The following is a 25692-nucleotide window of genomic DNA, read 5'->3' as shown; positions in this document are numbered from 1 at the left end:
GCAATCACGCTGGATATATTTGCTTTACTCATTGATCAATGAAGATAACTACATTCCCAAATGAATAGCCGTAGAGGAACATGCAGCAAAACTGCCGCCCCCCATAATAAATACAAATAGAGGTACTGAACGTGGCCGATGCTATCGAAGACAGCCGCTACGCCCGATTTGCCCTGCGTTGTTCAAACTTCGCCGAGCGCTGGTTTCCGGACTCCTGGGTGTTTGCCGCCCTCGCCGTGATTATTGTCGCCGTGGCGACCCTGAGCATGGGCGCCGCGCCGACCGAGGCCGCCAAGGCCTTTGGTGACGGTTTCTGGAGTTTGATCCCGTTCACCATGCAAATGGCCTTTGTGGTGATTGGCGGCTACGTGGTCGCCAGCTCCCCACCCGCCGTGAAACTGATCGACCGCCTGGCGCGCATCCCGAAGAACGGCCGCTCTGCCGTGGCGTGGGTGGCGCTGATTTCGATGGTCGCCTCGTTGCTCAACTGGGGCCTGTCGTTGGTGTTCGGCGGTTTGCTGGTGCGTGCACTGGCCCGTCGTACGGATTTGCGCATGGACTATCGCGCGGCCGGTGCTGCGGCCTACCTCGGCCTCGGTGCCGTTTGGGCGCTGGGGCTGTCGTCGTCGGCGGCGCAGTTGCAGGCCAACCCGGCCAGCTTGCCGCCGTCGATTCTGTCGATCACCGGGATGATTCCGTTCACGGAGACGATCTTTCTGTGGCAATCCGGCGTGCTGTTGCTGGCACTGATTGTGGTCTCGCTGATCATCGCCTACGCCACCGCGCCCGGGCCGAACTCCGCCCGTGACGCGAAGGCTTGCGGGGTCGACCCGGCCTTCAACCTGCCCAAGCCGCATCCGCCAACCCGCCCGGGCGAATGGCTGGAACACAGCCCGTTGCTGACCATCCTGCTGGCGTTGTTGGCGGCCGGGTGGCTGTTCCATGAGTTTTCGACCAAGCCGGCGATCAGCGCGATCTCGGGGCTCAACACCTATAACTTCCTGTTCCTGATGGTGGGTGCGTTGCTGCACTGGCGCCCGCGCAGCTTCCTCGATGCAGTGGCCCGTGCGGTGCCGACCACCACCGGGGTGCTGATCCAGTTCCCGTTGTATGGCTCGATTGCGGCGTTGATGACCGTGGTGAAAGGCAGTGACGGCGCGACCCTGGCGCACCATATTTCGACCTTCTTCACCTCGATCGCGTCCCACGACACCTACGCGCTGTTGATGGGCGTGTACTCGGCGGTGCTGGGCTTCTTTATCCCGTCGGGCGGCGGCAAGTGGATCATCGAGGCGCCGTACGTGATGCAGGTCGCCAATGACCTGGAATATCACCTGGGCTGGGCGGTGCAGATCTACAACGCCGCCGAAGCGCTGCCGAACCTGATCAACCCGTTCTATATGCTGCCGCTGCTGGGCGTGCTGGGGCTGAAGGCGCGGGACTTGATCGGCTTTTCGTTTGTGCAGTTGCTGGTGCATACGCCGCTGGTGTTGTTCCTGCTGTGGGCGTTGGGCACGACGCTTAAATATTTGCCGCCGGTGATGCCTTAATTTTCCGAAGCTGCACCCGCTCTTCAGGCGGGTGCGGCTGGCAGGTTGCTCAGCAGCTCAGGTAGCGCGTGCTGGACCGTGTCCCATACCACTTCAAGATTTATATCGAAGTAACCATGGGCAATCCGGTTGCGCATCCCTCGCATACTGCGCCAAGGCACCTGCGGTTGGGCGGCTGCAAACTCTGGATGTTGATCCATTATTTTGGTCGACGCTTCGCCGATGATGATCAAACTCATGATCACGGCTTGCTGAGTACGCTTGTCTTCAAAAAACTCAGGCTTGCTCAAACCGTCGACAAAGGTAATCGCGTCAGATGATGCCTGGCGTATGTGCTCCAGGTAATCACCAATACGATTTGACGTCATACAGGCCTGGCCTCTGCCAAGACTTGGGCACGAAACTTCAATGGCAGGTCGCCAGGCGTCAGCAGGTCAACGTTGACCCCCAACAAATCCTCCAACTCAACCTGAAGCCCGCCAAGGTCAAAAAGCGTGGTACCCGGAAGTGCATCAACCAGCAAATCGAGATCGCTGCCCTCTTTGTCGGTACCGAGTAAAACAGAGCCGAATACCCTGGGATTGGAGGTGCGAAAGCGCCCGACCACTTCACGCACGGCCACTCTCTTGAGATCAAGGGCGGTTGAAGGTTTCATGATTCACCTCGAGGCATGCAATATCGTGCCAGTCTAGCAGTGCTTGGGATGGGTAAACATGCTGGCGTCATCCCACTCGTGTCTTCCATCCGTCACAATCCGCTGATACCGTTTCCGCGAAACATATTGCAACAACTATCCAGTAGGGATCCCCAGTAATGAGTGACGAGCACCAAGATCGCCCTTCTTCCGATAATGCTGAAAAGCCGCCAATAGACACTAGCCGTCGGCGTTTTCTGGGTAGTGCGGCGGTACTGGGGGTCGGAGCCACCCTGAGCGCCTGCGGCGGCACAGCTGAGCAGCCGGGCCCGCCGGTCGACCGCGAACTGACGCCTGCCGAACTGGACAAGGCCCTGCACGACAACGTGAAAAACGTGGTGGTGATCTACGGCGAGAACCGCAGCTTCAACAATCTGTTTGCCGATTTCCCCGGCGTAGAAAGCCCGCTCTCCGCGCTCAAGCCCGCCGACTACCAGCAACGCGACCGCGACGGCAGCCTGCTGGATACCTTGCCTGAGGTGTGGGGCGGCGTGACCCAATTGGGTCCGCAGACCATCGACGGGGTGATCTACCCCAGCGCCACTCAATATCAGCAACACTTGCCCAACGCCCCCTTCGCGTTGAAAGGCCCGGACGGTGAAGACCTGCCGCTGGCCTTGATCACCCGTGACCTGTGGCACGTGTTCTATCAAAACCAGATGCAGATCAACGGCGGCAAGAACGACCGTTTTGTCGCCTGGGCCGACTCGGGTGCGCTGACCTTCGGCCATTACCCGCAAACCCGCTATTCCCTGCGCCTGTGGGACGTGGCCAGGGAGTTTGTGCTGTGCGACAACTTCTTCCAGGGCGCCTTTGGCGGTTCGTACCTCAACCACCAATACCTGATCAGCGCCCAGGTGCCGTTCTACCCGGACGCCGCCAATTCAGTGGCCAAGTCGCAGATCGCCACGTTGCAGAGCGACGACCCGACCGACACGCGCCTCAAGCCGCTGGACAAATCCCCGGCCAGCGCCATGACCGGCCCACCGCAATTCGGTCCGAGCGCATTGACCCCGGATGGCTATGCGGTGAACACCATGGCGCCGCCCTACTGGCCCACCTGGATCCGCGACCCGGAACGCCCGGACTACGCCAAGCCGGACCTGCCCAGCGTATTGGTGCCACAGTCCCACGAGCACATCGGCGACAAGCTGTCGAAGAAGAACGTCGACTGGGCCTGGTATGGCGGCGCCTGGCAGGCGACGATTGATGAGCACAAGGATTCGGCAGCGATTCCGAAGATCCCGAGTTTTCAGTACCACCACCAGCCGTTCAACTACTTCAAGCAACAAGGCCCGGAAAACCCGGTAGAGCGCAAGAAACGTCTGCGCGATGGCGGGCTGGGCGACGACCCGAGCACCAACCACTTCATGGCCGATGCCCAAGCCGGCACGCTGCCGGCGGTGAGTTTCTACAAGCCCCAGGGCAACCTGAACATGCACGCCGGTTACGCCGACGTGGCTTCGGGCGACCGGCATATCACCCGTACGTTGAAAATGCTGCAGGAAAGCCCGCAGTGGAAAAACATGGTGGTGATCATCACCGTCGACGAAAACGGCGGCTGGTGGGACCACGTTGCACCACCGAAAGGCGACCGCTGGGGCCCGGGCACACGTATTCCGGCGCTGGTCATTTCTCCATTCGCACGCAAGGGCACGGTGGACCATACGGTGTATGACACAGCGTCGATCCTGCGCCTGATCACCCGGGTGTTCCAACTGGAGAAACTCGACGGCATCAAGCTGCGGGACGAGTCGATGGTCGCCCGTGGCCAGAAACCCATGGGTGACCTGACCAATGCGTTGCACTTCAAGGTGTAGACGCACTTGCTCAAAAGCGACAAGCGCGCAGTTTTTCTACGCGCTTTCCCCGGTCAACCGCTACTGTGTGAGGGTGGGCATTCACCCCGCGCAGACGGGCTTTCGCTGACAGGGAACCATCCATGTTTAAACTCTCCAGGTTGTCCTTCACCCTGGCCGCACTGACCTTGAGTGCGGTCGTACAGGCTGACATCACCGTACCGCTGGGTACCCCGCAACGGGTCACCCAGTTGTTCGCGTACCCGAACAATTGCAGCGTCATCTGCTTTCGTCCCTGGACGCTGGAACAGACCGTCGAGCACTACCTGAACCAAAGCCTGCAACGAGACGGTTACAGCCGGGGCAAAGTCAGTGTAAAAACCGAGCATGACCAGGTGCTTGCCACCTTCAGCGGCGTGCCGGACGGTTATGGTCAGCCGCTGACCACCTTGCTCGACACCGCCGACCTGGCTTACCAGGGCGCCAGCAAGCTCAATGGCGATGGCAAGTGGCAGTTCAACTGGTACCTGTTCCTGCCGCTGGGCATGGCCCTGGAAAACCGCAAGAGCATCGAGCTGCTGCACTTCCCGCCGGATTACTCCCTGACCCACTTCCAGGACTACCTGGAGTCGGCCACCACCGACCGCTGGGCGACCTTGCTCACGGCCAACGGCATCCCGGCGACCCAGACGCCGGAATACCAGACCATCATCGACATCGCGCCGATCGCCGCCCCCGCCACGGCGGGCAAGGACCTGGAAGGTGTGTACGGTTACTTCACCGACTACCAGACACGCATGGTCAAGGAGCTGAGCCTGCACGCGGCCGGCGCATTGCCGATGGTGGCTTTTGGGGCGCCAGTGCGCAGCTGGATCAAGCAGCAATACGGGCAAACCGTGGGTGTGTTGGGCCTGGCGCAGATCAGCCCCACCGATGGCAGCAAGGTCGCCGTGCTGGGGGCCAACCACCCGAGTTACATCTGGTATGCCGCCAACCCCGACACGTATGACGGTGACGAGCAAAAGGCCGACGAGGCCGGCTTGAAGGTGATGGGCCAGGACTTGAGCGCCGCCTGCTGGCAGGCCTCGATGGGTCAGAAGCCCGCCAGCGATCCGAATGTGCAGCTCAAAGGCTGTATGAACACCTGGCAGGTAACGCGCAAGGAGCAGACCTGCGAACTGTTCTACACCTCGATCCGCGAACTGACGCCCGAACAAGCGAACGCCAAGTGCGCCCAGCCCGCAATCAAGACTCAGCTAAGGCAATTGAAAAGCGCAGTGCCGGCACCGGCGGTTGATGCACCGGCGCTTTGACGCAAACTGCATAGGGGGGGAGTTTTCCTACAGAAAAAATAGCCAATTTCTACTGTCAGATTTGACAGTAGAAATTGGCGTTCACTTCGGCGAGTCTTGAGCGACGCCCATCCGTTGCAAGACTGGCAGTCCAGACACCACCGGCAGGTCGATGCAGCCCCCTCCTGGAGAGTCATGAAAACTCAAGCCATGGATCAGGCTAAAACCGCTGTGAGTGGCTGTCTTTACCCCTTTGCCACTGTGCTCACCGAACACGGCTCCCCCCGCGCTTGCGACTATGAAGTGGTGCGTACCCGGGAGGGTTCAGGCGAAGGGATCAAGACGCGCGTCGCCTTTGATAGCCGCCTGCGCATCGCCAAGGTGTCCGGCTACGCACTGAGTGAGCGGCGCTTGCATACGGTGCAGATGTCCTCGCGTATTCACCTGTACGACCCGTGGTTCAGCGGCTTGCTTTCGCACTCGTGCAACCCGAACGTATTTCTCGACATGACGTACCTGGAACTCTGGTCCGTTCAGCCGGTGCCCGCCGGCGCCCTGCTGACCATGGATTACGCCCACACCGAGGACGTGCTGTTCCGACAGTTTCGCTGCCAGTGTGGCGAGCTCAACTGTCGGGGCTGGATCACCGGCATGAAGGAGCCGTTGAATGCCGAGGGTCAACAGTTCATGGAGCAGTGGCGCAAACGCAAAAGCCCTTAGACCGCTCCCAGCGGGCGCAGGCGGTATTGCGGCGGCAATTGCTCGAAGCCACTGATGGTGGTGTTCAGGCTTTTCCAGCGGCCATCCTTGATCCCGTAGATGCAGCCGTGAACCGACAGGCTCTGCCCACGGTGCCAGGCGTTTTGCACAATGCTGGTATGGCCGACGTTGGCCACTTGCTGGATCACGTTCAGCTCGCACAGGCGGTCGACGCGTTCCTCTTCCGTGGGCAACTGGGCCAGCACGTCGCGATTTTCGTAGTACAGGTCACGGATGGTGCGCAGCCAGCCGTCGATCAGGCCCAACTGGTTGTCCTGCATCGAGGCGCGTACACCGCCGCAGCCATAGTGGCCGGTCACCAGGATGTGTTTGACCTTGAGCACGTCAACCGCGTACTGGATCACCGACAGGCAATTGAGGTCGGTGTGCAGCACCACGTTAGCCACGTTACGATGCACAAACAGGTCGCCTGGCAGCATGCCGACGATCTCGTTGGCCGGTACGCGGGCGTCGGAACAGCCGATCCACAGGTATTCCGGGGTTTGCTGGCGGGCGAGCTTGGCGAAGAATTCGGGATCTTCCTGTTTGATCGCATCTGCCCAGCGTTCGTTGTTATCAAGCAGGTCTTGTAGTTCGTTCATCAGGGAAAGCCTCAGGAATGATGCGCAGCTTTGACAGACGACCGCCCATCCGGGTCACGCCGATAATTAAAGATAGCCGGCCGGTAATTACTTGAATCTTGGGGAGCCATGCCTGTCCACACACTATAAGCCCCACAGTATGAGGAATCGCCATGACTGATTCACGACGTCCATTCGGCGCCACCCAACCGGAGCCGATTGATGACAACGAAGACCGTATGGGCTCCATGCGGGAACTGGATTTTGACGAGGAAGAACCGACGGCGGAGATCGGCGACGAGATTCCACCTCTCGAACGCGAGCATCTGATGCCCGACGAACGGGTACGCGAGGCCGGGATGACCGGGGCTTCCACCGCTGATCATGAATCAACCGATGATGACATGAGCCCGGAAACACTGATCCGCGAGGATGGTGCGCGGGATGCGCGGGAAGAAGGTGAAGATGGACAGGCCGATTGGGACCTGAGCATCGTCGACGAAGACGAGATTGGCGGCGGCAATGGCCTGGATGGGGCCGAACTGGCCGATATCGATCCAGTAGACGGCAACCGCTGACACGCTCCCACATTGGGCACTGCGTTTAGTCGACCAGGGTGCAGGCCATCACGACCGCATCTTCACGACCACCGACGGCGGGGTAATAATCCCGCCGGCGGCCAATCTCGTTGAAACCGTAACGCTCATATAGCCGGAACGCGCCGGTGTTGCTGTCGCGCACTTCCAGGAAACATTCCCGCGCCTTGGCCTCGTAGGCCCGGGACATCAGGTGCTCCAGCAGGCTTAAACCCAGGCCACGGCCCTGGTTTTCCGGCTTGACGGTGATGTTCAGCAAGTGCGCTTCATCAAGGATAATCTGCACCACCCCATGGCCCACCTGCTGCTCTCCTTCAAACATCAGCCAGATCTGGTACTTGCCCAGCCCATCGAGAAAAATCCCGCGGGTCCAGGGGTGGCTGAACGCTGCGTATTCGATCTTCAGTACAGCGTCGAGGTCCGCCTCGGTCATCGGGCGGAAAGATAAAGCTTCACTCATCGGTACTTTTCCAGCGCGCCATCAGCCGGCGCATGGCTTGCCAGACATCAGCCTTACGCTGTGGCTCTTCCATTAATAGTTCCAGGCCCGGCAGAGCCCAGACGGAGCCCAGGCCTTCGACCTGCAGTTCGCGGTACCAGGCCTCGGCATTCGCTTCACCGGCAAAACGCACGGCGGGCAGGCCGATCAGCCACAGGCACACGCAGGGTTCGTCTTCCAGGCGCGCCGAGACAAAACCTTGCACAAAATCCCGCGCGGCTTCCGGCCCCTGATCCATGGTGCCCCGGGCCAGCAGCGGCCAGCGCACCGGTTCACCAACGATTTGCGGGCTGTCGGGCAAGCCGGCGGCGCGCAACATGTCCTTGAGCAGCAGATAGGCCGGGTCGCGGGTCTGGAAGCGCTCGCCTGTCGGCAACTCCACCAGCAGCAGGCAACGCCCGGCCCGCAGCAGTTGCAGGGCAAAGCGCGGCGGAGGCACGACTGGAGCCTTGACCACGGCAGGTGCCTCTTCGGCGACGACCGGCTTGGCCACCGGCGACGGGCGCGGCACTTCGACCTTTGGCCGGACCACCGGGGTTTCTGCCACGGGCTTGACCAGCGGCACCGGCGCAGCCGCCTCCTCACCCGAAGGCCCGAAAGCCTCGAACGGCTCCGGGGCCTCCAGCAGCTCGGGCCGCGAGGGGGCGGCGAACGGTAATTCAGTGCGCGGCAGCCAGTTGACCACCTGCATGGCGGTCAAGTAAGCGCGACGTCGGGACTCGATAAGCAAAGGTCGGCCACTTGTGGATAACTAAAGAACGGGGATTCTACCGCCCTTCGACGAAGATCGCCCGCAGTTGATCGTTCCGGTGAGCGCCTCACGACCGGCTGTGGATAAATCCCACCCCCGATGCAGTACAATCGCTGCTTTTAATCGCTAACCAGCCGGCCATTCCGATGATCGAACCCAAGCGCGTCTTGCGCGCCCTCGCCGAACACTGGGCCCTGCTTGAGCCACTGTGCGAACACTTCGACCAAGGCACCCTGAGCCTCAGCGAACTGCGCGCCCAACTGGCTGCCCAACAACTGGACAGCACGCCACAGGACATCACCAGCCTGCTGGACGTGTGGATTCGCCTGGATATCCTGGTGCCTGTCGCCAAGAGCCCGAACCGTTTCGAGCTCAACGCACAGATCCACGACTTCCTGGCGTATCTTCGCAAGGAGCACCGGCTAGGCCTGTGCCTGGAGATCGAAGCCTACCTGCGCCACCTTGAGCGCCTGGCGGGTTATATCCAGGACGCCTTCGACATCCGTGACGGCCATGACCTGGCGCGCCAACTGCGCCTGCTGGACATGCGCGTGCGGGACGTGCTGAAAAAACTCGCCAACGACGAACAGGCCCTCGCGGCCGTAGCCGACCGCGCCAAGACCAGCGACCGGCAGATCCCGTTGCGCCAGCGTTACGCCGAAGTACTGGCGACCTGGGACGAATACGTCGAACCGATGATTCAGTTGGTGAACGCCGACGGCGCCTTCGAACAAGGCGTGCGCAAGGTCGAGAACGTGCTGTTGCGCATGCTCACCGAACAGCAGCGCCTCGGCCACCTGGTGGACGACGACATGCTGCTGCGCACCCATGCGCGCATCCTCGAAATGCAGACCAGCGCCCAGTTGACCTTGCGTCACGCCCGGGAACTGCTGCTGCCGTTGCGTGAAGAAGCTCGCCGGCACAACGCCGTGACCCGTGGCGCGGCGCTGGCCTTGTCGGCGATTCGCCGCAAGGGCCTGGACGCGGTGCCGCAAGCGGCGATGCCGATGTTCACCCGGCCGCAAAGCACCTTTCTCGGCAGTGCCAGCCAAGTCGAAGCCTATGTGTACGCCCTGGCCAACTTCGAACCGAAGCCGGCGCGTTTCCCCAAGGCGCACAAATCCCACAAGGGCGAAGCCCCTCGCGCGCCGCGCACGGTCAAGGAGATGCTCGAGCGCTGCGAAGACGCGCTGCCGATGCCGGACCTGATGACTTGGCTGCTGGAGCAGGAACCGGACGGCGCAACCGACGAGTTGCTGTACTGGTTCTCACGCCTGTCGCGGGAGAAACGCTTCAAGCGCGAACGTCTGGAACGACGGGATTACCACACTCACGAGCACCAGGTCAGCCTGCGCTCATTCGCCCTGCTTCCAGCCAGTATTGATACGGCCGGGAATTCTGCGAGCACCCCTCATGCATCTTGATCTATCCGAACTGTCCCAGCTGGCGCCGATCTTTCGCGAGCTGTTCAAGGGTTACCACGTCAGCCGCCGCGACCCGGAGCTGTACGCCCAACTGTCGAACTTCCAGGACCAGTACCGCACGCTGTTCAAGGCCCTGGGCTTTGAGCTGGTGTGCGACACCCGGGGTTTCTACTACTTCGTGCCGGACTCGGCCGTGGCTGCCGCGCAGGTCAACAAGACCGCCCAGCGTCTGGCGTTGTTCACCTTCATCATCGTCGAGCACCTGGCCGACCAGGGCCGCGACCCGATCGCCGTGCTTGACGGTGGCAGCCTGGGCCGTGATGAGCTGCCGTCGTTGCTGGAAAAGTACCGCGACCTGTTTATCCAGGCCGAAGTGCAGACCGTCGAGGAACTGGAAGAAAAAATCATGCGCCGCATGACTCAGCTGGGTTTTGCCGGTGAAGAGAACGGTATCTACCGCTTCCTGCCGCCGATGCACCGCTTCCTCGATGTGTGCCTCTCGGTCCAGCAGGACCGCGACCTGGCCGCGAGCATCCACAGCGTGTTGCCGTTGCCGGCCCCGGTGATCATCGACGAAGACAGCGATGAAAAACTGCTGAAGACCGATGACCCGCTGGACTTGAGTGACTTCGCGGACGAAAGCGAAGAAGACGCCCTGGCCCGTGCCATTGCCGAAGAACAGGAGACCGATGCATGAGCAAGGAACGCTACGGCATTCGCCGCTTCGCCCTTTTGAACACTGCCGGTTACAGCCTGGGTTTGTTCCCGCTGGAAGAACCGCTGTCGGTGTACGGCGCGAACAACCTCGGCAAATCGGCTTCGATCAACGCGTTGCAGTTCCCGATTCTGGCGCGCATGTCGGACATGAGTTTCGGCAAGTACACCCTGGAGCAATCCCGGCGTTTCTACTTTGCTACCGACACCAGCTACATCCTGGTGGAAGTGGCCCTGCCCCACGGCCCGCACGTGATCGGCGTGGTTGGTCGCGGCCCGGGCGGTGGTTTCGGTCACCAGTTCTTTGCCTACGCCGGCAAGCTGGACCTGGCGCACTACCAGAAGAACGACACCTGCCTGCGCCAGAAAGAGCTATTTACCAACCTTGAGCGTGAAGGCCTGAAAGCCTATGAACTCAAGCCGGATGAACTGCGACGTTTGCTGGTGGGCGGCCACACGTCGATCCCGCTGGATCTGACCCTGATTCCGCTGCGCTCCACCAGCGAGCAGAGCCTGAAGACCTTCCGTGCGTTGTTTATCAACTTGCTGCACATGCGGGAAATTACCGCGGCCAAGTTGAAACAGCTGTTCCTCGATGCCTTCGAACACAGCCTGCGTTCCGGCAGTGTCGATTACATCGCGGCGTGTGAAGAAGCCTTCCGTGATGTACGACGCATGGAGCAGGACTACAACTCATTGGTAGCCGCCGGCCCGCTGGTGGAAGCGCTGTCCAATGGCGTGAAACAGCGGGAAATCCTGCGGGGCAAACTGCATCGCCTGTCGCCGCTGCTGGATTCGTTGTTGGGCACTTGGTCGGACTACGCCAGTGCGCGCAAGGAAGAGCTGACGATTCAGGCCGAGCATTACCGCAACGAGCAAGACGCACTGCAGAACGACCAGCGCGGCGGCACTCAGGAGTTGATGCGCCTGGAGCGGGAAATCAGCGGCATTCAGCGCTGGCTCGGTGAGCTGTCGGTGCTCAAGCATCGCTTCGCCCTGGTGGATGACGTCAAGGTGCTGGAGCAACAACTGCTGGCCGCCAAGGATGCTCACGATGAATTGGCCGGGGCCTTGGCGCAGTCGCGTCAGTTCAGTGCCGAGGATCTGGACGAGCGTCTGCGGGACCTGGAAAAACGCCTGAAGTCGGTGAAGCAACAACTCGATCACGCCGACAACAACAGCTACGCCAAGCTGCGGGAAGAATTCTCGCAGCAGGATGTCGAGCGTCTGATGCGCTTGTTCAACAGTTCGCTGTTCAGCTTGCCGCTGGGTGAGCATGGCATCACCCTGGATGAAGACGGCCTGTGGGTGAAATCCCTGGAGCAGATCCTCGATGGCTTCAAGGGTGAGCGTTTTGAAGTGCCGGGATTGGCCATCGATATCTCGCATATCGAGCCGCCGGCATTGCAGGCCTTGGCTGACCGCGCTGCGTTGCGCGACCAGAAAGAACGCCTGGAAAAAGAACTCAAGCAACTGAAAACCCAGCAAGCCGTGGCGGCTGACCGCGCGGCAAGCAAGACCCAGACTGAAGCCCTGTACCAACAGGTATTGGACGCACAGAAGGCGCTGGAAGATTTCCGCCGCTCGCAAACCCTGAGCGCAGAAGAAGGCGAGAAGCTGGAAAGCCTGGCGCAGATGGAAGCAGCCCAGGACGAGTTGAAGCGCTCCAGCGATGCGTTTACCGAACGCGTCCAGCAACTGTCGGCCAAGCTGCAATTGGTAGGCCGCCAGATTGGTGATATGGAAGCCAAGCAGCGCACGCTGGATGACGCGTTGCGTCGTCGTCAGCTGCTGCCGGCGGACTTGCCGTTTGGTACGCCGTTCATGGACCCGGTGGACGACTCCATGGAAAACCTGCTGCCGCTGCTCAATGACTATCAGGACAGTTGGCAAGGTTTGCTGCGCGCTGACGGCCAGATCGACGCGCTGTATGCACAGGTGCGCCTCAAGGGCGTGGCCAAGTTCGACAGTGAAGACGATATGGAGCGCCGCCTGCACTTGCTGATCAACGCTTACGCGCACCGTACGGATGAAGCCCTGACGCTGGGCAAGGCGCGGCGTGCGGCGGTCACCGATATCGCACGCACCTTGCGCAATATCCGCAGCGACTACGACAGCCTTGAGCACCAGTTGGCGTTGTTCAACCGCGAGATCAACAAGCGTCAGGTATCCAACCTGCAGAGCTTCCGCATCGTGCTCGCGCCGAACAAGGAAGCCCTCAAGCATATCGACCAGATCATCCACAGTGCCGGTCAGTATGAAGAGGGTGAAACCCTGTCGGTCTTCGACCTGAGCCAGAGCGCCGAGCAGGACAACAAGAACGAGGAAGCCAAGGAATACCTGGCGCGCCTGGTTGCGGCCAACCATAACCAGTTGGGCCTCAAGGACTTGTTCGAATTGGCGTTCGAGATCACCAAGGTCAACGGCCAGCCGATCATTCACACCGACATTGATGGCGCCGCCTCCAACGGCACCACCATGACCATCAAGGCGCTGACCAACATGTACTTGTTGCTGCACTTGATGGACCGCGATCAGGCAGGTCGTGTGCGCTTGCCGTACTACCTCGATGAGGCCGCGGATATCGATGAGAAGAACCAGGCGGCGTTGCTGGAAACCAGCTTGCAGCTGGGCTTCGTACCGATTCTGGCCAGTGTGAAGCCACAGGTTTCCGCCCAGGTGGCGATTGACCTGGAAGGCGGCAGCGGGCCGAACGGGATCTACATTGATGAAGCGGACTGGAAGTACATCCGCCGTCACGATGTGGTGAAGGCGACGGTGAATGTGCAGGCGGATGAGCCGGAGTTGGATGAGGTTTAATCAGCCGCGCTGAAATGCAAAAAGGCCGCGATCTTTTGGATCGCGGCCTTTTTTTTGGTGTTCTTGAGGGCCTCTTCGCGAGCAAGCCCGCTCCCACATTCAATCGGGTTCCTTCAGGGGGAACTGGGTCAAATGTGGGAGCGGGCTTGCTCGCGAAGGCCGCGCCTCGGTCTATTTGCCGAGTGGGATTTTAGGGGCCCAGGTCAGCCATTCGTCTTCGAACTTGTCGAACAGCGGGAAGGTTTGCTGGGGCCGAGCGGCATTACCCATGCGTTCGCCGTCTGGCGTGGCAAAGGCGATGCCGCCGGCGACCAGGGTCTCCAAGGATTCGGTGCGTACCGTCGCGCCTTTGAATAAGCCGAAGTCGAGACCGAAGCCGCTGGTGTTCCAGAACCGGCTGCCACTGCGCACCAGAGGCGCGTACTTCGGCTCGATCAGGATGTGGACCAGCACGCGGTCGGCGGTCTGGCCCAGCTCGTAGCCTGTGACCTTGCCTACCGTGACTTCCCGATAGGTCACCGGCACGCCTTCCTTCAGCGAACCACGACGCGCAGCGCTGAGCACCAGGCTCAAGCCCGCTTCCTGATGGACAGCTTCCGGCGGTTGGTCGAGGGCAACGAAGCTCTTTTGCGGGCCGGCGTTTTTCACCGCTGGCTGTACTTCGATGTACTGGCCGGTCACCAGGGTTTCCAGGTTCGACGTTTTCATCAGCCCGAGTTCAGGCTTGACCACCCAGAACTGACTGCCGGCCCGGGCGATGCGATCGGCCACTTGAGTGATGCGCGCGCTGAGCAGGACCGATTGCATGTCGGCACTCAAGTCGACGCTTTCGATCTTGCCTACATCCAGGCCTTTGAAGCGTACCGGCGTACCTGGGCGCAGGCCGTCGGCGCGGTCGACCTTGATGGTCACCAGCGTACCGTGCTGGTTGGCGGCTTCGCGGTCCGGGAACAGACGGAAACGCGGGATACGCTTTTTCAGCGGTACATTCGGCTCCGGGGTTTCGAAGGCGATACCGCCCGCCATCAGGCTGGCCAGGGATTCACTTTTCACCTGGATGCCGCCGGTAAGTCCGCCGGTCAGGGTCACGCCGCTGGCATTCCAGAATCGGGTCGAGCCGTTGACCAGGCCTTCGTACTCTTTCTCGATATGGACGCCGATCACCAGTTGCTTGTTCTTGCGGGAGAACTGGTAGCTCTGTACGGAACCGACCTTGACCTGTTTGTAGAGGATCGGGCTGCCGACATCCAGGGAACCGAGGTTGTCGGTGAACAGCACCATGTGTAGGCCGGGGGAACGCAGGTCTAGTGGCGGCGCCTTGGCCCGGGCGACGTACTCCCGTTGTGGCGCGCTGCCCTTGTCGCCGGGACGGATGGCGATGTAGTTACCTTTGACCAACGCTTCCAGCCCGGTGATGCCGGCCAGGGAGATGGACGGCTTGACCACCCAGAATTGGGTGTCCTGGACGAGGTAGTCTTCGGCCAGTGGGTCGAGGGTCAGCTCGGCATTGGCACTGGAAAGGTCCGGGTCGATCTTCAGGGTTTTCAGGCTGCCGACCTGGATGCCTTTGTACATCACCGGCGTGCGACCCGCCTGGAGACCTTCGAAGTCGGTGAGTTTGACTTTGACCTTGATGCCTGCGGCTGCTGCATCGAAGTCTTCATACAGGCGGAACGGCAGGCTCGGGTCCGTCGGCGGGCTGTCCTTGCGGTTCTCTGGCGTGGCGAAGGCGATACCGCCGGCAACGATGCTGGCCAGGGATTCACTGCGCACTTTTACGCCGGAGAGGTTGGCGTCGATGCTGATGCCGCTGGCGTTCCAGAAACGCGTGTGTTTGCGCACCAGGCTGGCGTAGGTCGGCTCGATGTAGACCTTGATTTCAACGGTGGTCTGGTCTTCGGAGAGCAGGTAGCTTTTGACCTGGCCGACCTGGATCTGCTTATAGAACACCGGGCTGCCGCGGTTCAGCGAGCCGAGGCGATCAGCTTTGATCGTCAGGTGCAGGCCCGGCTTGGCGTCGGATAAGGGCGGTTCTTCGGACAGGGCCTTGAACTTGCGCGTCGGCTCGCCATCGCCCGGGCTGGCAGCGATGTAGTTACCCGAGACCAGGGTTTCCAGCCCAGTGATCCCGGCCAGGCTGACACTCGGCTTTACCAGCCAGAAGCGGGTGTTGGTCTTGAGGTATTGCTCCACGTCCTTGTTCATCTCGATGGTGGCGATCACCCCGCGATTGTTACCTTCGTCATCCAGGGCCAGGGTTTTCACCTTACCCACGGACATGCCTTTGTAGACCACTTCGGTCTTGTTGGCCTGGATGCCTTCGCCGCTTTCAAAGCGAACCTGAATCTCGATACCTTGCTGGTTGTACGCACGCCATCCCAACCAGCCGCCGATGATCAGGGCAATCAGGGGCAGCACCCAAATGGCCGACCAGTTGGAAGCTGGGCGGGTTTTAGCCTTAGGCAAATCACTCATGGTCGTCGTCCGACTCCGTGTTATCCCAAATCAGTCGGGGATCGAAAGTTACTGCGGCAAGCATCGTCAAGATCACCACACTGGCGAACGCCACGGCACCGAGATTGGCCTCGACACTGGCAAGTCGCCCAAAGTTTACGACCGCCACCAGGATGGCAATCACGAAGATATCCAGCATGGACCAGCGGCCAATGAACTCGATAAAGCGGTACATGATAATGCGTTGTTGCGCGGAAAGTGGTTGGTGACGTTGCACCGAGAACAGTAACAAGCCGATGCCCACCAGCTTGAAGGTTGGCACCAGAATGCTGGCGATGAACACTACAGCGGCGATCGGGAACATGCCGTGCTGCATCAGTTGGATCACGCCGGACATGATGGTGCTCGGATCGCCTTGGCCCAGGGAGCTTACGGTCATGATCGGCAACAAATTGGCCGGGATGTACAGGATGGCAGCCGTGATCAGCAGCGCCCAGGTGCGCGTCAGGCTGTTCGGACGACGGGCGTGGACCAGCGCGCCGCAACGGGTGCAGGTTTGCTCGTCGGTGTCCGGGTCTTGTTTGTTCAGTTCGTGGCATTCGGTACAGATCAGAATGCCCGCATCAATCGCCCGCATGAGCATCCTCTCCTGACAGCGCTTCCCAGATCTGGTGAGGTGACATGACCACCTCCAGCAGTATCTGGACCATTAACAGACTTACGAAGCAGGCCAGGCCCAGCCCAACGGTGATGGTGGCCATGTCGGCCAGCTTTACGATCGCCACCAGCACGCCCATCAGGTAGACCTCGAGCATCCCCCAGTCTTTCAGATGATGGTAGATGCGATAAAACAGCAGACCGTAGCTGCGGCCGATGTTCCAGCGGATGCTCAGCAATACCGCCAGTTGGCACAGGAGCTTGAGCAATGGAATGCCCATGCTGCAGAGGAACACCACCACGGCGACGCCTTGCATACCGGTGTCGAACAGACCGACCACGCCGGTCCACACGGTGTCCTGCGAGGACTGCCCGAGTAGATTGAGCTGCATGATGGGTAAAAAGTTCGCGGGGACGTACAACAGCAGTGCGGCAATCACTAACGCCAGGCTTCGTTCAACGACGTTGTGGCGGTGAGCGTACAGCTCGTAGCCGCAGCGTGGGCATTGGGCCTTTTCACCGCGGGCAAGCTCCGGCTTGCGCATCAGCAAGTCGCACTCATGGCATGCCACGAGTTCGTCCAGCGGTAAGTCTGACACCTCAAGGGCATCAACCGGGTCGGGCATATAGGGCTCGGACTCTAAAAAAGGTTAGGTGCCTATTCTAGTGTTCTGGTTCAGAAATAACTGTGCAAATTTGTCGGGGGGCCGCTGTATATCGAGCATGTCGGTAAGTTTCTGACCGCCCAAAACAAAACCCCTGATTGCGTTAGCAATCAGGGGTTTCGGAATTTAATCTTGACGATGACCTACTCTCACATGGGGAAACCCCACACTACCATCGGCGATGCATCGTTTCACTGCTGAGTTCGGGATGGGATCAGGTGGTTCCAATGCTCTATGGTCGTCAAGAAATTCGGGTACTGAGTCGTGACCAGTTGGCCTCGCTTCAGCAAATTGGGTATGTGATAGCTTCGGTGTTTTGTGAGTTTCTCGAACTTTCGGTTCGTTTCGTCTTCACACACCGCAATCTGGTCTCTTCGACTCAAATTGCTTGGGTGTTATATGGTCAAGCCTCACGGGCAATTAGTATTGGTTAGCTCAACGCCTCACAGCGCTTACACACCCAACCTATCAACGTCGTAGTCTTCGACGGCCCTTCAGGGAACTCAAGGTTCCAGTGAGATCTCATCTTGAGGCTAGTTTCCCGCTTAGATGCTTTCAGCGGTTATCTATTCCGAACATAGCTACCCGGCAATGCCACTGGCGTGACAACCGGAACACCAGAGGTTCGTCCACTCCGGTCCTCTCGTACTAGGAGCAGCCCCTCTCAAATCTCAAACGTCCACGGCAGATAGGGACCGAACTGTCTCACGACGTTCTAAACCCAGCTCGCGTACCACTTTAAATGGCGAACAGCCATACCCTTGGGACCGGCTTCAGCCCCAGGATGTGATGAGCCGACATCGAGGTGCCAAACACCGCCGTCGATATGAACTCTTGGGCGGTATCAGCCTGTTATCCCCGGAGTACCTTTTATCCGTTGAGCGATGGCCCTTCCATACAGAACCACCGGATCACTAAGACCTACTTTCGTACCTGCTCGACGTGTCTGTCTCGCAGTCAAGCGCGCTTTTGCCTTTATACTCTACGACCGATTTCCGACCGGTCTGAGCGCACCTTCGTACTCCTCCGTTACTCTTTAGGAGGAGACCGCCCCAGTCAAACTACCCACCATACACTGTCCTCGATCCGGATAACGGACCTGAGTTAGAACCTCAAAGTTGCCAGGGTGGTATTTCAAGGTTGGCTCCACGCGAACTGGCGTCCACGCTTCAAAGCCTCCCACCTATCCTACACAAGCAAATTCAAAGTCCAGTGCAAAGCTATAGTAAAGGTTCACGGGGTCTTTCCGTCTAGCCGCGGATACACTGCATCTTCACAGCGATTTCAATTTCACTGAGTCTCGGGTGGAGACAGCGCCGCCATCGTTACGCCATTCGTGCAGGTCGGAACTTACCCGACAAGGAATTTCGCTACCTTAGGACCGTTATAGTTACGGCCGCCGTTTACCGGGGCTTCGATCAAGAGCTTCGCGTTAGCTAACCCCATCAATTAACCTTCCGGCACCGGGCAGGCGTCACACCCTATACGTCCACTTTCGTGTTTGCAGAGTGCTGTGTTTTTAATAAACAGTCGCAGCGGCCTGGTATCTTCGACCGGCATGAGCTTACGGAGCAAGTCCTTCACCCTCACCGGCGCACCTTCTCCCGAAGTTACGGTGCCATTTTGCCTAGTTCCTTCACCCGAGTTCTCTCAAGCGCCTTGGTATTCTCTACCCAACCACCTGTGTCGGTTTGGGGTACGGTTCCTGGTTACCTGAAGCTTAGAAGCTTTTCTTGGAAGCATGGCATCAACCACTTCGTCATCTAAAAGATAACTCGTCATCAGCTCTCGGCCTTAGAATCCCGGATTTACCTAAGATTCCAGCCTACCACCTTAAACTTGGACAACCAACGCCAAGCTGGCCTAGCCTTCTCCGTCCCTCCATCGCAATAACCAGAAGTACAGGAATATTAACCTGTTTTCCATCGACTACGCTTTTCAGCCTCGCCTTAGGGACCGACTAACCCTGCGTCGATTAACGTTGCGCAGGAAACCTTGGTCTTTCGGCGTGGGTGTTTTTCACACCCATTATCGTTACTCATGTCAGCATTCGCACTTCTGATACCTCCAGCAAGCTTCTCAACTCACCTTCACAGGCTTACAGAACGCTCCTCTACCGCATCATCCGAAGATGATACCCGTAGCTTCGGTGTATGGTTTGAGCCCCGTTACATCTTCCGCGCAGGCCGACTCGACTAGTGAGCTATTACGCTTTCTTTAAAGGGTGGCTGCTTCTAAGCCAACCTCCTAGCTGTCTAAGCCTTCCCACATCGTTTCCCACTTAACCATAACTTTGGGACCTTAGCTGACGGTCTGGGTTGTTTCCCTTTTCACGACGGACGTTAGCACCCGCCGTGTGTCTCCCATGCTCGGCACTTGTAGGTATTCGGAGTTTGCATCGGTTTGGTAAGTCGGGATGACCCCCTAGCCGAAACAGTGCTCTACCCCCTACAGTGATACATGAGGCGCTACCTAAATAGCTTTCGAGGAGAACCAGCTATCTCCGAGCTTGATTAGCCTTTCACTCCGATCCACAGGTCATCCGCTAACTTTTCAACGGTAGTCGGTTCGGTCCTCCAGTTAGTGTTACCCAACCTTCAACCTGCCCATGGATAGATCGCCCGGTTTCGGGTCTATTCCCAGCGACTAGACGCCCTATTAAGACTCGCTTTCGCTACGCCTCCCCTATTCGGTTAAGCTCGCCACTGAAAATAAGTCGCTGACCCATTATACAAAAGGTACGCAGTCACAGAACAAAGTCTGCTCCCACTGCTTGTACGCATACGGTTTCAGGATCTATTTCACTCCCCTCTCCGGGGTTCTTTTCGCCTTTCCCTCACGGTACTAGTTCACTATCGGTCAGTCAGTAGTATTTAGCCTTGGAGGATGGTCCCCCCATATTCAGACAAAGTTTCTCGTGCTCCGTCCTACTCGATTTCATGACTAAGAGATTTTCGCGTACAGGGCTATCACCCACTATGGCCGCACTTTCCAGAGCGTTCCGCTAATCTCAAAGCCACTTAAGGGCTAGTCCCCGTTCGCTCGCCACTACTAAGGGAATCTCGGTTGATTTCTTTTCCTCAGGGTACTTAGATGTTTCAGTTCCCCTGGTTCGCTCCATACACCTATGTATTCAGTGTAAGGTAACCATCTTATGATGGCTGGGTTCCCCCATTCAGACATCTCCGGATCAAAGTCTGTTTGCCGACTCCCCGAAGCTTTTCGCAGGCTACCACGTCTTTCATCGCCTCTGACTGCCAAGGCATCCACCGTATGCGCTTCTTCACTTGACCATATAACCCCAAGCAATCTGGTTATACTGTGAAGACGACATTCGCCGAAAATTCGCAATTACTCACAAATTTTACCTTAGCCTGATCCGTTACCAGTGAAAGTAACGTTCAGTCTATCTTTCTATCACATACCCAAATTTTTAAAGAACGATCTAATCAAAGACTAGAAATCAACATTCACCATCACAACGATGGAATGCTCATTTCTAAGCTTTCATAACGTAGAAGCAGTAGTGGTGGAGCCAAACGGGATCGAACCGTTGACCTCCTGCGTGCAAGGCAGGCGCTCTCCCAGCTGAGCTATGGCCCCGTATTTCTACAGGCGTTTCCCACACAAAATTGGTGGGTCTGGGCAGATTCGAACTGCCGACCTCACCCTTATCAGGGGTGCGCTCTAACCAACTGAGCTACAGACCCAATTTCGGGCTGCTTCTTATCGTCTTCTTCAATGAATCAAGCAATTCGTGTGGGAACTTATGGAGCAGCTGATGTCGTCGATTAAGGAGGTGATCCAGCCGCAGGTTCCCCTACGGCTACCTTGTTACGACTTCACCCCAGTCATGAATCACACCGTGGTAACCGTCCTCCCGAAGGTTAGACTAGCTACTTCTGGTGCAACCCACTCCCATGGTGTGACGGGCGGTGTGTACAAGGCCCGGGAACGTATTCACCGCGACATTCTGATTCGCGATTACTAGCGATTCCGACTTCACGCAGTCGAGTTGCAGACTGCGATCCGGACTACGATCGGTTTTCTGGGATTAGCTCCACCTCGCGGCTTGGCAACCCTCTGTACCGACCATTGTAGCACGTGTGTAGCCCAGGCCGTAAGGGCCATGATGACTTGACGTCATCCCCACCTTCCTCCGGTTTGTCACCGGCAGTCTCCTTAGAGTGCCCACCATGACGTGCTGGTAACTAAGGACAAGGGTTGCGCTCGTTACGGGACTTAACCCAACATCTCACGACACGAGCTGACGACAGCCATGCAGCACCTGTCTCAATGTTCCCGAAGGCACCAATCTATCTCTAGAAAGTTCATTGGATGTCAAGGCCTGGTAAGGTTCTTCGCGTTGCTTCGAATTAAACCACATGCTCCACCGCTTGTGCGGGCCCCCGTCAATTCATTTGAGTTTTAACCTTGCGGCCGTACTCCCCAGGCGGTCAACTTAATGCGTTAGCTGCGCCACTAAGAGCTCAAGGCTCCCAACGGCTAGTTGACATCGTTTACGGCGTGGACTACCAGGGTATCTAATCCTGTTTGCTCCCCACGCTTTCGCACCTCAGTGTCAGTATCAGTCCAGGTGGTCGCCTTCGCCACTGGTGTTCCTTCCTATATCTACGCATTTCACCGCTACACAGGAAATTCCACCACCCTCTACCATACTCTAGCTCGTCAGTTTTGAATGCAGTTCCCAGGTTGAGCCCGGGGATTTCACATCCAACTTAACGAACCACCTACGCGCGCTTTACGCCCAGTAATTCCGATTAACGCTTGCACCCTCTGTATTACCGCGGCTGCTGGCACAGAGTTAGCCGGTGCTTATTCTGTCGGTAACGTCAAAACAGCAAAGTATTAATTTACTGCCCTTCCTCCCAACTTAAAGTGCTTTACAATCCGAAGACCTTCTTCACACACGCGGCATGGCTGGATCAGGCTTTCGCCCATTGTCCAATATTCCCCACTGCTGCCTCCCGTAGGAGTCTGGACCGTGTCTCAGTTCCAGTGTGACTGATCATCCTCTCAGACCAGTTACGGATCGTCGCCTTGGTGAGCCATTACCCCACCAACTAGCTAATCCGACCTAGGCTCATCTGATAGCGCAAGGCCCGAAGGTCCCCTGCTTTCTCCCGTAGGACGTATGCGGTATTAGCGTCCGTTTCCGAACGTTATCCCCCACTACCAGGCAGATTCCTAGGCATTACTCACCCGTCCGCCGCTCTCAAGAGAAGCAAGCTTCTCTCTACCGCTCGACTTGCATGTGTTAGGCCTGCCGCCAGCGTTCAATCTGAGCCATGATCAAACTCTTCAGTTCAAACATCTTTGGGTTTTTAAGAAACCCTAAACTTGGCTCAGCAATCGTTGGTTACATCTTTGATTTCTCGCGGAGTAACTTGTGATGCTGATAATCTTGTTGACTATCAGTCTGACTCCACAAGCACCCACACGAATTGCTTGATTCAGTTGTTAAAGAGCGGTTGGTTAAGATCTTTCGTCTCAACCGAGGCGCGCATTCTACAGCAGCCTCTGTTGCTGTCAAGCGGTTTTTTTAAGAAGTTTTCAAAGTTTCCTTTGTAACTTCAACCACTTGCGCTTCCGATCTCTCGTTAGCGGGAGGCGAATTCTACAGCGTTACACGCTGCTGTCAACACCTCTTTTTCTCCGCTTTCGACCGAGAAGATCGAACCGTCAACAGAGCCAAACTACACGACTCTATCAACTCCTTCTGGGCTTCGATGATCTGAAGCAGCTCGCTGTCGAAACCTACATAACTCTTTGTTTACCAAGGAGTTTTCCGTTTCGACTGCGCCGGAAGTGGGGCGAATTATAGACTTCCAGAATCTGCCGTCAAGGGTTAATTACGCTTTTGTTGCAGAAGATGGTTTTTTAGCAATAAGACGGGGAATCCGCCGCATTACAGGCGGCACACGCAGCAATAGAAGTAGCGCTCCTACAGATGCATAGATAGCCCACTCCTTTAGATCTGCCCGCACGATCCACAACATGTGCAGCAGGCCAAGCCCGAGAGTCACATAAACCAAGCGATGCAGCTTCTTCCAGCGCGCACCAAGGCGGCGCTGGCTGTAGCGGTTAGAAGTGACTGCGAGCACTAATAGAGAAAGGAACCCCAAGGTGCCAACGATAATGTAAGGTCGCTTTCGCAGCTCGACCCCCAACTGCGACCAGTCAAGCCCCAGGATGAACACGCAGTAAGCCGCAAGATGCAAAACCACATACGCAAAGCACCACAGCCCCAGCTGCCGTCGCACAGCAATCCACCCCGCCCAACCACTGAGCTTCTGCAGCGGCGTCATGCCGAGGGTGATCAACAGCAGAATCAAGGTCCCAAGCCCAAGCCGATCCATCAGCACTTTCCCAGGGTCAGGCCCAAGCGCAAAGCTCCAGGCCTCGTACAACCAGAACAGCGGCCACACCGCCGCTGCTATAAAGACGCCGATGCGCCAGACCGGGTAGCGCATCAATAGTTCTTCCGCAGATCGAGGCCCGTATAAAGAGAGGCGACTTCATCGGAGTAGCCGTTGAACATTTGCGTCTCACGCACATTGGGACTGAACAGCCCACTGGGCAAACGACGCTCCCGCGCCTGGGTCCAGCGCGGATGGTCGACAGTGGGATTCACGTTCGCATAAAAACCATACTCACTTGCCGCAATGCTTTGCCAGGTGGTTTTCGGCTGTTCACTGACGAGGCTGATGCGCACGATCGACTTCACGCTCTTGAATCCATACTTCCAGGGCACCACCAACCGCAACGGAGCACCATTCTGATTTGGCAACTCCCGCCCATACATACCTACCGCCAGGATCGCCAGGGGATTCATCGCCTCATCCAATCGCAGCCCTTCGACATAAGGCCAATCGATCAAGGCAAAGTTGGAGCGCTGCCCCGGCATGCTCTTGGGATCTTGCAGGGTTTCAAAGCGGATGTATTTGGCCTTGGAAGTCGGCTCGACGTGCTTGAGCAATTCCGAAATAGGAAATCCTATCCACGGAATGACCATCGACCACGCCTCTACACAGCGCAGTCGATAGATTCGTTCTTCCAGTTGATACGGCTTCATGAAGTCTTCAAGCGCGTAACGCCCGGGCTTGGCGACTTCACCATCAATCACCACACTCCATGGCTCGGTCTTGAGCGAACCGGCATTGGCCGCAGGATCGCCCTTGTCCGTACCAAACTCATAGAAGTTGTTGTAGTGGGTCGCGTCCTTGAACGGAGTGATCGCCTCATCCTTGACGGTGACCGCCTGCCATTTCGTACTCGGCAGCTTTTCGGCAAACCATCCGGGCGCCTTGCCCGGTTCGACATCCGCATATCGCGCAGCATCATCCGCACTGGCCCAACGCGGCAAGCTGCTGGCAGCAAGGCCGGCAAGCGCACCACCGAGCAAGCTGCGGCGAGAGAAATAGAGGGATTCAGGCGTGACGTCCGATTCTTGGCAATCAGACGCTTTGGGAAACTTGATTAACATGGTAACTCCGCAGCTTTGGAGGACAGATGCACCAATAGACTGCGGAGTATGGGGGAAATTACATTAAGGCAACGTTTTGCGCTGACGAAGATGCAGCAAGTACTGCACCGGGCCGGACGCGGCATAGACAAGGAACGCCAACAGCAGGATTCGCGGCGGGTCACTGAAGACCACGGCGAACACCAGCACGACCGCCAGGATGGCTACAAACGGCACGCGCCCCTTGAGGTCCAGCTCCTTGAAGCTGTTGTACTTGATGTTGCTGACCATCAACATGCCGGCCGCCGCGACCATCAGGGCCACCAGGAACGACATCTTGGAGCCTTGGATACCATAGTCGCTGAATGCCCAGACAATACCGGCCACCACCCCCGCCGCAGCCGGGCTGGCCAGGCCAATGAAGTAGCGCTTGTCGGCAGTCCCTACCTGGGTATTGAAGCGTGCCAGACGCAACGCCGCGCCAGCCACATAGATGAAGGCGACCATCCAGCCGACTTTGCCCATGTCACCCAGCGCCCAGGCGAATGCGAGCAACGCCGGCGCCACACCAAAGGCAACCATGTCCGACAACGAGTCATATTCGGCCCCGAAGGCACTCTGGGTGTTGGTCATGCGTGCCACACGCCCATCCAGGCCATCAAGGACCATGGCGACGAAGATCGCAATCGCGGCAAAACCAAAGTACTTGCTGGCCCCGGCAGCATCACCGGCCGCCAACGCACTCTGGGCACTCATGGAGTTGATGATGGAGTAGAACCCCGCGAACAGATTCGCAGTGGTGAACAGATTGGGCAGAAGATAGATGCCACGATGCCGGACTTTACGGCCTTCAGCATCGTGCCCCTCTTCGACATGTTCATCGATCGGTAGCAGGCTTTCGGCGTCAGAGGCCTGGTTTGGCTCTTCGGGACGTTCGCTCATGGACTTTAC

Annotated in this window: 19 protein-coding genes, 2 tRNA genes and 3 rRNA genes; 8 read left to right on the top strand and 16 right to left on the bottom strand. The window is 58.1% G+C overall.

The window, feature by feature from the left end:
- Positions 1-131 precede the first annotated feature (131 nt).
- Positions 132-1550, top strand: a complete 1419-nt coding sequence (locus JFU58_RS14100) for a short-chain fatty acid transporter (protein ID WP_177026458.1) — start codon at positions 132-134, stop codon at positions 1548-1550.
- A 23-nt stretch (positions 1551-1573) separates the two neighbouring features.
- On the opposite strand, the gene JFU58_RS14095 is transcribed toward JFU58_RS14100, so the two are convergent.
- On the bottom strand, positions 1574-1918 hold the full coding sequence (locus JFU58_RS14095) for a HepT-like ribonuclease domain-containing protein (protein WP_093201916.1): 345 nt from the start codon (positions 1916-1918) through the stop codon (positions 1574-1576).
- The gene (locus JFU58_RS14090) at positions 1915-2205 is read right to left on the bottom strand and encodes a nucleotidyltransferase family protein (protein WP_076014916.1); all 291 of its coding nucleotides are present in this window, start codon (positions 2203-2205) and stop codon (positions 1915-1917) included. Before JFU58_RS14090 ends, JFU58_RS14095 begins: the two co-directional genes overlap by 4 nt.
- A 158-nt stretch (positions 2206-2363) precedes the next feature.
- On the opposite strand from JFU58_RS14090, the gene acpA reads away from it, so the two are divergent.
- The 3 genes from acpA (at position 2364) to JFU58_RS14075 (ending at position 6055) form a co-directional block, all read left to right on the top strand.
- Positions 2364-4064 carry an acid phosphatase gene (gene acpA, locus JFU58_RS14085; protein WP_201140952.1) on the top strand — a complete coding sequence of 567 codons (1701 nt, stop codon included), beginning with the start codon at positions 2364-2366 and terminating at the stop codon, positions 4062-4064.
- Positions 4065-4186: 122 nt separating this feature from the next.
- The gene (locus JFU58_RS14080; protein WP_063033181.1) at positions 4187-5356 is read left to right on the top strand and encodes a hypothetical protein; all 1170 of its coding nucleotides are present in this window, start codon (positions 4187-4189) and stop codon (positions 5354-5356) included.
- 174 nt (positions 5357-5530) lie between these two features.
- Positions 5531-6055, top strand: a complete 525-nt coding sequence (locus JFU58_RS14075; RefSeq protein WP_201140951.1) for an SET domain-containing protein-lysine N-methyltransferase — start codon at positions 5531-5533, stop codon at positions 6053-6055.
- On the opposite strand, the gene can is transcribed toward JFU58_RS14075, so the two are convergent.
- The gene (can, locus tag JFU58_RS14070; RefSeq protein ID WP_003214385.1) at positions 6052-6696 is read right to left on the bottom strand and encodes a carbonate dehydratase; all 645 of its coding nucleotides are present in this window, start codon (positions 6694-6696) and stop codon (positions 6052-6054) included. The genes JFU58_RS14075 and can overlap by 4 nt on opposite strands.
- A 152-nt stretch (positions 6697-6848) precedes the next feature.
- Here can and JFU58_RS14065 point away from each other — a divergent pair, with 152 nt between their 5' ends.
- Positions 6849-7253, top strand: coding sequence for a serine kinase/phosphatase (locus JFU58_RS14065; protein ID WP_201140949.1), 405 nt, complete (start codon positions 6849-6851; stop codon positions 7251-7253).
- A gap of 25 nt (positions 7254-7278) precedes the next feature.
- Here the strand turns inward: JFU58_RS14065 and rimI are convergent, their stop codons facing one another.
- Positions 7279-7731, bottom strand: a complete 453-nt coding sequence (gene rimI, locus JFU58_RS14060) for a ribosomal protein S18-alanine N-acetyltransferase (protein WP_003214382.1) — start codon at positions 7729-7731, stop codon at positions 7279-7281.
- Positions 7724-8461: a hypothetical protein gene (locus tag JFU58_RS14055; protein ID WP_063033184.1), complete on the bottom strand. Its 738-nt coding sequence runs from the start codon at positions 8459-8461 to the stop codon at positions 7724-7726. Before JFU58_RS14055 ends, rimI begins: the two co-directional genes overlap by 8 nt.
- A gap of 206 nt (positions 8462-8667) precedes the next feature.
- Here JFU58_RS14055 and mksB point away from each other — a divergent pair, with 206 nt between their 5' ends.
- The 3 genes from mksB to mksF are packed head-to-tail and all read left to right on the top strand — an operon-like array spanning position 8668 to position 13479.
- Positions 8668-9945 carry an Mks condensin complex protein MksB gene (gene mksB, locus JFU58_RS14050; RefSeq protein WP_003214377.1) on the top strand — a complete coding sequence of 426 codons (1278 nt, stop codon included), beginning with the start codon at positions 8668-8670 and terminating at the stop codon, positions 9943-9945.
- Entirely contained in the window at positions 9935-10642 is a 708-nt protein-coding gene (gene mksE, locus JFU58_RS14045; RefSeq protein ID WP_093201930.1) for an Mks condensin complex protein MksE, read from the top strand. Before mksB ends, mksE begins: the two co-directional genes overlap by 11 nt.
- Positions 10639-13479 carry an Mks condensin complex protein MksF gene (mksF, locus tag JFU58_RS14040; protein WP_063033187.1) on the top strand — a complete coding sequence of 947 codons (2841 nt, stop codon included), beginning with the start codon at positions 10639-10641 and terminating at the stop codon, positions 13477-13479. Before mksE ends, mksF begins: the two co-directional genes overlap by 4 nt.
- A gap of 171 nt (positions 13480-13650) precedes the next feature.
- On the opposite strand, the gene JFU58_RS14035 is transcribed toward mksF, so the two are convergent.
- The 11 genes from JFU58_RS14035 to pssA form a co-directional block, all read right to left on the bottom strand.
- Positions 13651-15954 (bottom strand): PqiB family protein, encoded by a 2304-nt coding sequence (locus JFU58_RS14035; RefSeq protein WP_063033188.1) that lies wholly within the window; start codon positions 15952-15954, stop codon positions 13651-13653.
- Positions 15947-16570, bottom strand: coding sequence for a paraquat-inducible protein A (locus tag JFU58_RS14030; RefSeq protein WP_003214366.1), 624 nt, complete (start codon positions 16568-16570; stop codon positions 15947-15949). Before JFU58_RS14030 ends, JFU58_RS14035 begins: the two co-directional genes overlap by 8 nt.
- Positions 16557-17216 carry a paraquat-inducible protein A gene (locus JFU58_RS14025; protein WP_063033189.1) on the bottom strand — a complete coding sequence of 220 codons (660 nt, stop codon included), beginning with the start codon at positions 17214-17216 and terminating at the stop codon, positions 16557-16559. The genes JFU58_RS14030 and JFU58_RS14025 overlap by 14 nt, the downstream gene beginning before the upstream one ends.
- A gap of 169 nt (positions 17217-17385) precedes the next feature.
- A 5S ribosomal RNA gene (gene rrf / locus JFU58_RS14020) occupies positions 17386-17501 on the bottom strand.
- Positions 17502-17654: 153 nt separating this feature from the next.
- Positions 17655-20548: ribosomal RNA gene (locus JFU58_RS14015) — 23S ribosomal RNA — on the bottom strand.
- Positions 20549-20782: 234 nt separating this feature from the next.
- Positions 20783-20858: transfer RNA gene (locus tag JFU58_RS14010), tRNA-Ala, on the bottom strand.
- Positions 20859-20888: 30 nt separating this feature from the next.
- Positions 20889-20965 (bottom strand) — tRNA-Ile (locus tag JFU58_RS14005).
- A gap of 82 nt (positions 20966-21047) precedes the next feature.
- Positions 21048-22584: ribosomal RNA gene (locus JFU58_RS14000) — 16S ribosomal RNA — on the bottom strand.
- Together the 16S, 23S and 5S rRNA genes with 2 tRNA genes alongside form the textbook arrangement of a ribosomal RNA operon.
- 544 nt (positions 22585-23128) lie before the next feature.
- Positions 23129-23749 (bottom strand): protein-methionine-sulfoxide reductase heme-binding subunit MsrQ, encoded by a 621-nt coding sequence (msrQ, locus tag JFU58_RS13995; RefSeq protein WP_177071922.1) that lies wholly within the window; start codon positions 23747-23749, stop codon positions 23129-23131.
- Positions 23749-24762, bottom strand: a complete 1014-nt coding sequence (gene msrP / locus JFU58_RS13990) for a protein-methionine-sulfoxide reductase catalytic subunit MsrP (protein ID WP_201140947.1) — start codon at positions 24760-24762, stop codon at positions 23749-23751. The genes msrQ and msrP overlap by 1 nt, the downstream gene beginning before the upstream one ends.
- Before the next feature lie 63 nt (positions 24763-24825).
- Positions 24826-25683 carry a CDP-diacylglycerol--serine O-phosphatidyltransferase gene (gene pssA / locus JFU58_RS13985; protein ID WP_003212123.1) on the bottom strand — a complete coding sequence of 286 codons (858 nt, stop codon included), beginning with the start codon at positions 25681-25683 and terminating at the stop codon, positions 24826-24828.
- Positions 25684-25692: the final 9 nt, after the last annotated feature.

The organism is Pseudomonas sp. TH34, assembly GCF_016650865.1.
In the GTDB taxonomy this organism is placed as follows: domain Bacteria; phylum Pseudomonadota; class Gammaproteobacteria; order Pseudomonadales; family Pseudomonadaceae; genus Aquipseudomonas; species Aquipseudomonas yamanorum.
This window is presented reverse-complemented; position numbering and strand designations above follow the sequence as displayed.

What these genes read in the sequence shown, in the direction of transcription:
- JFU58_RS14095 (WP_093201916.1), bottom strand. Translation starts at nt 1,918, where the DNA reads ATGACGTCAAATCGTATTGGTGATTACCTGGAGCACATACGCCAGGCA.
- JFU58_RS14090 (WP_076014916.1), bottom strand. Translation starts at nt 2,205, where the DNA reads ATGAAACCTTCAACCGCCCTTGATCTCAAGAGAGTGGCCGTGCGTGAA.
- acpA (WP_201140952.1), top strand. Translation starts at nt 2,364, where the DNA reads ATGAGTGACGAGCACCAAGATCGCCCTTCTTCCGATAATGCTGAAAAG.
- JFU58_RS14080 (WP_063033181.1), top strand. Translation starts at nt 4,187, where the DNA reads ATGTTTAAACTCTCCAGGTTGTCCTTCACCCTGGCCGCACTGACCTTG.
- JFU58_RS14075 (WP_201140951.1), top strand. Translation starts at nt 5,531, where the DNA reads ATGAAAACTCAAGCCATGGATCAGGCTAAAACCGCTGTGAGTGGCTGT.
- can (WP_003214385.1), bottom strand. Translation starts at nt 6,696, where the DNA reads ATGAACGAACTACAAGACCTGCTTGATAACAACGAACGCTGGGCAGAT.
- JFU58_RS14065 (WP_201140949.1), top strand. Translation starts at nt 6,849, where the DNA reads ATGACTGATTCACGACGTCCATTCGGCGCCACCCAACCGGAGCCGATT.
- rimI (WP_003214382.1), bottom strand. Translation starts at nt 7,731, where the DNA reads ATGAGTGAAGCTTTATCTTTCCGCCCGATGACCGAGGCGGACCTCGAC.
- JFU58_RS14055 (WP_063033184.1), bottom strand. Translation starts at nt 8,461, where the DNA reads ATGCAGGTGGTCAACTGGCTGCCGCGCACTGAATTACCGTTCGCCGCC.
- mksB (WP_003214377.1), top strand. Translation starts at nt 8,668, where the DNA reads ATGATCGAACCCAAGCGCGTCTTGCGCGCCCTCGCCGAACACTGGGCC.
- mksE (WP_093201930.1), top strand. Translation starts at nt 9,935, where the DNA reads ATGCATCTTGATCTATCCGAACTGTCCCAGCTGGCGCCGATCTTTCGC.
- mksF (WP_063033187.1), top strand. Translation starts at nt 10,639, where the DNA reads ATGAGCAAGGAACGCTACGGCATTCGCCGCTTCGCCCTTTTGAACACT.
- JFU58_RS14035 (WP_063033188.1), bottom strand. Translation starts at nt 15,954, where the DNA reads ATGAGTGATTTGCCTAAGGCTAAAACCCGCCCAGCTTCCAACTGGTCG.
- JFU58_RS14030 (WP_003214366.1), bottom strand. Translation starts at nt 16,570, where the DNA reads ATGCGGGCGATTGATGCGGGCATTCTGATCTGTACCGAATGCCACGAA.
- JFU58_RS14025 (WP_063033189.1), bottom strand. Translation starts at nt 17,216, where the DNA reads ATGCCCGACCCGGTTGATGCCCTTGAGGTGTCAGACTTACCGCTGGAC.
- msrQ (WP_177071922.1), bottom strand. Translation starts at nt 23,749, where the DNA reads ATGCGCTACCCGGTCTGGCGCATCGGCGTCTTTATAGCAGCGGCGGTG.
- msrP (WP_201140947.1), bottom strand. Translation starts at nt 24,762, where the DNA reads ATGTTAATCAAGTTTCCCAAAGCGTCTGATTGCCAAGAATCGGACGTC.
- pssA (WP_003212123.1), bottom strand. Translation starts at nt 25,683, where the DNA reads ATGAGCGAACGTCCCGAAGAGCCAAACCAGGCCTCTGACGCCGAAAGC.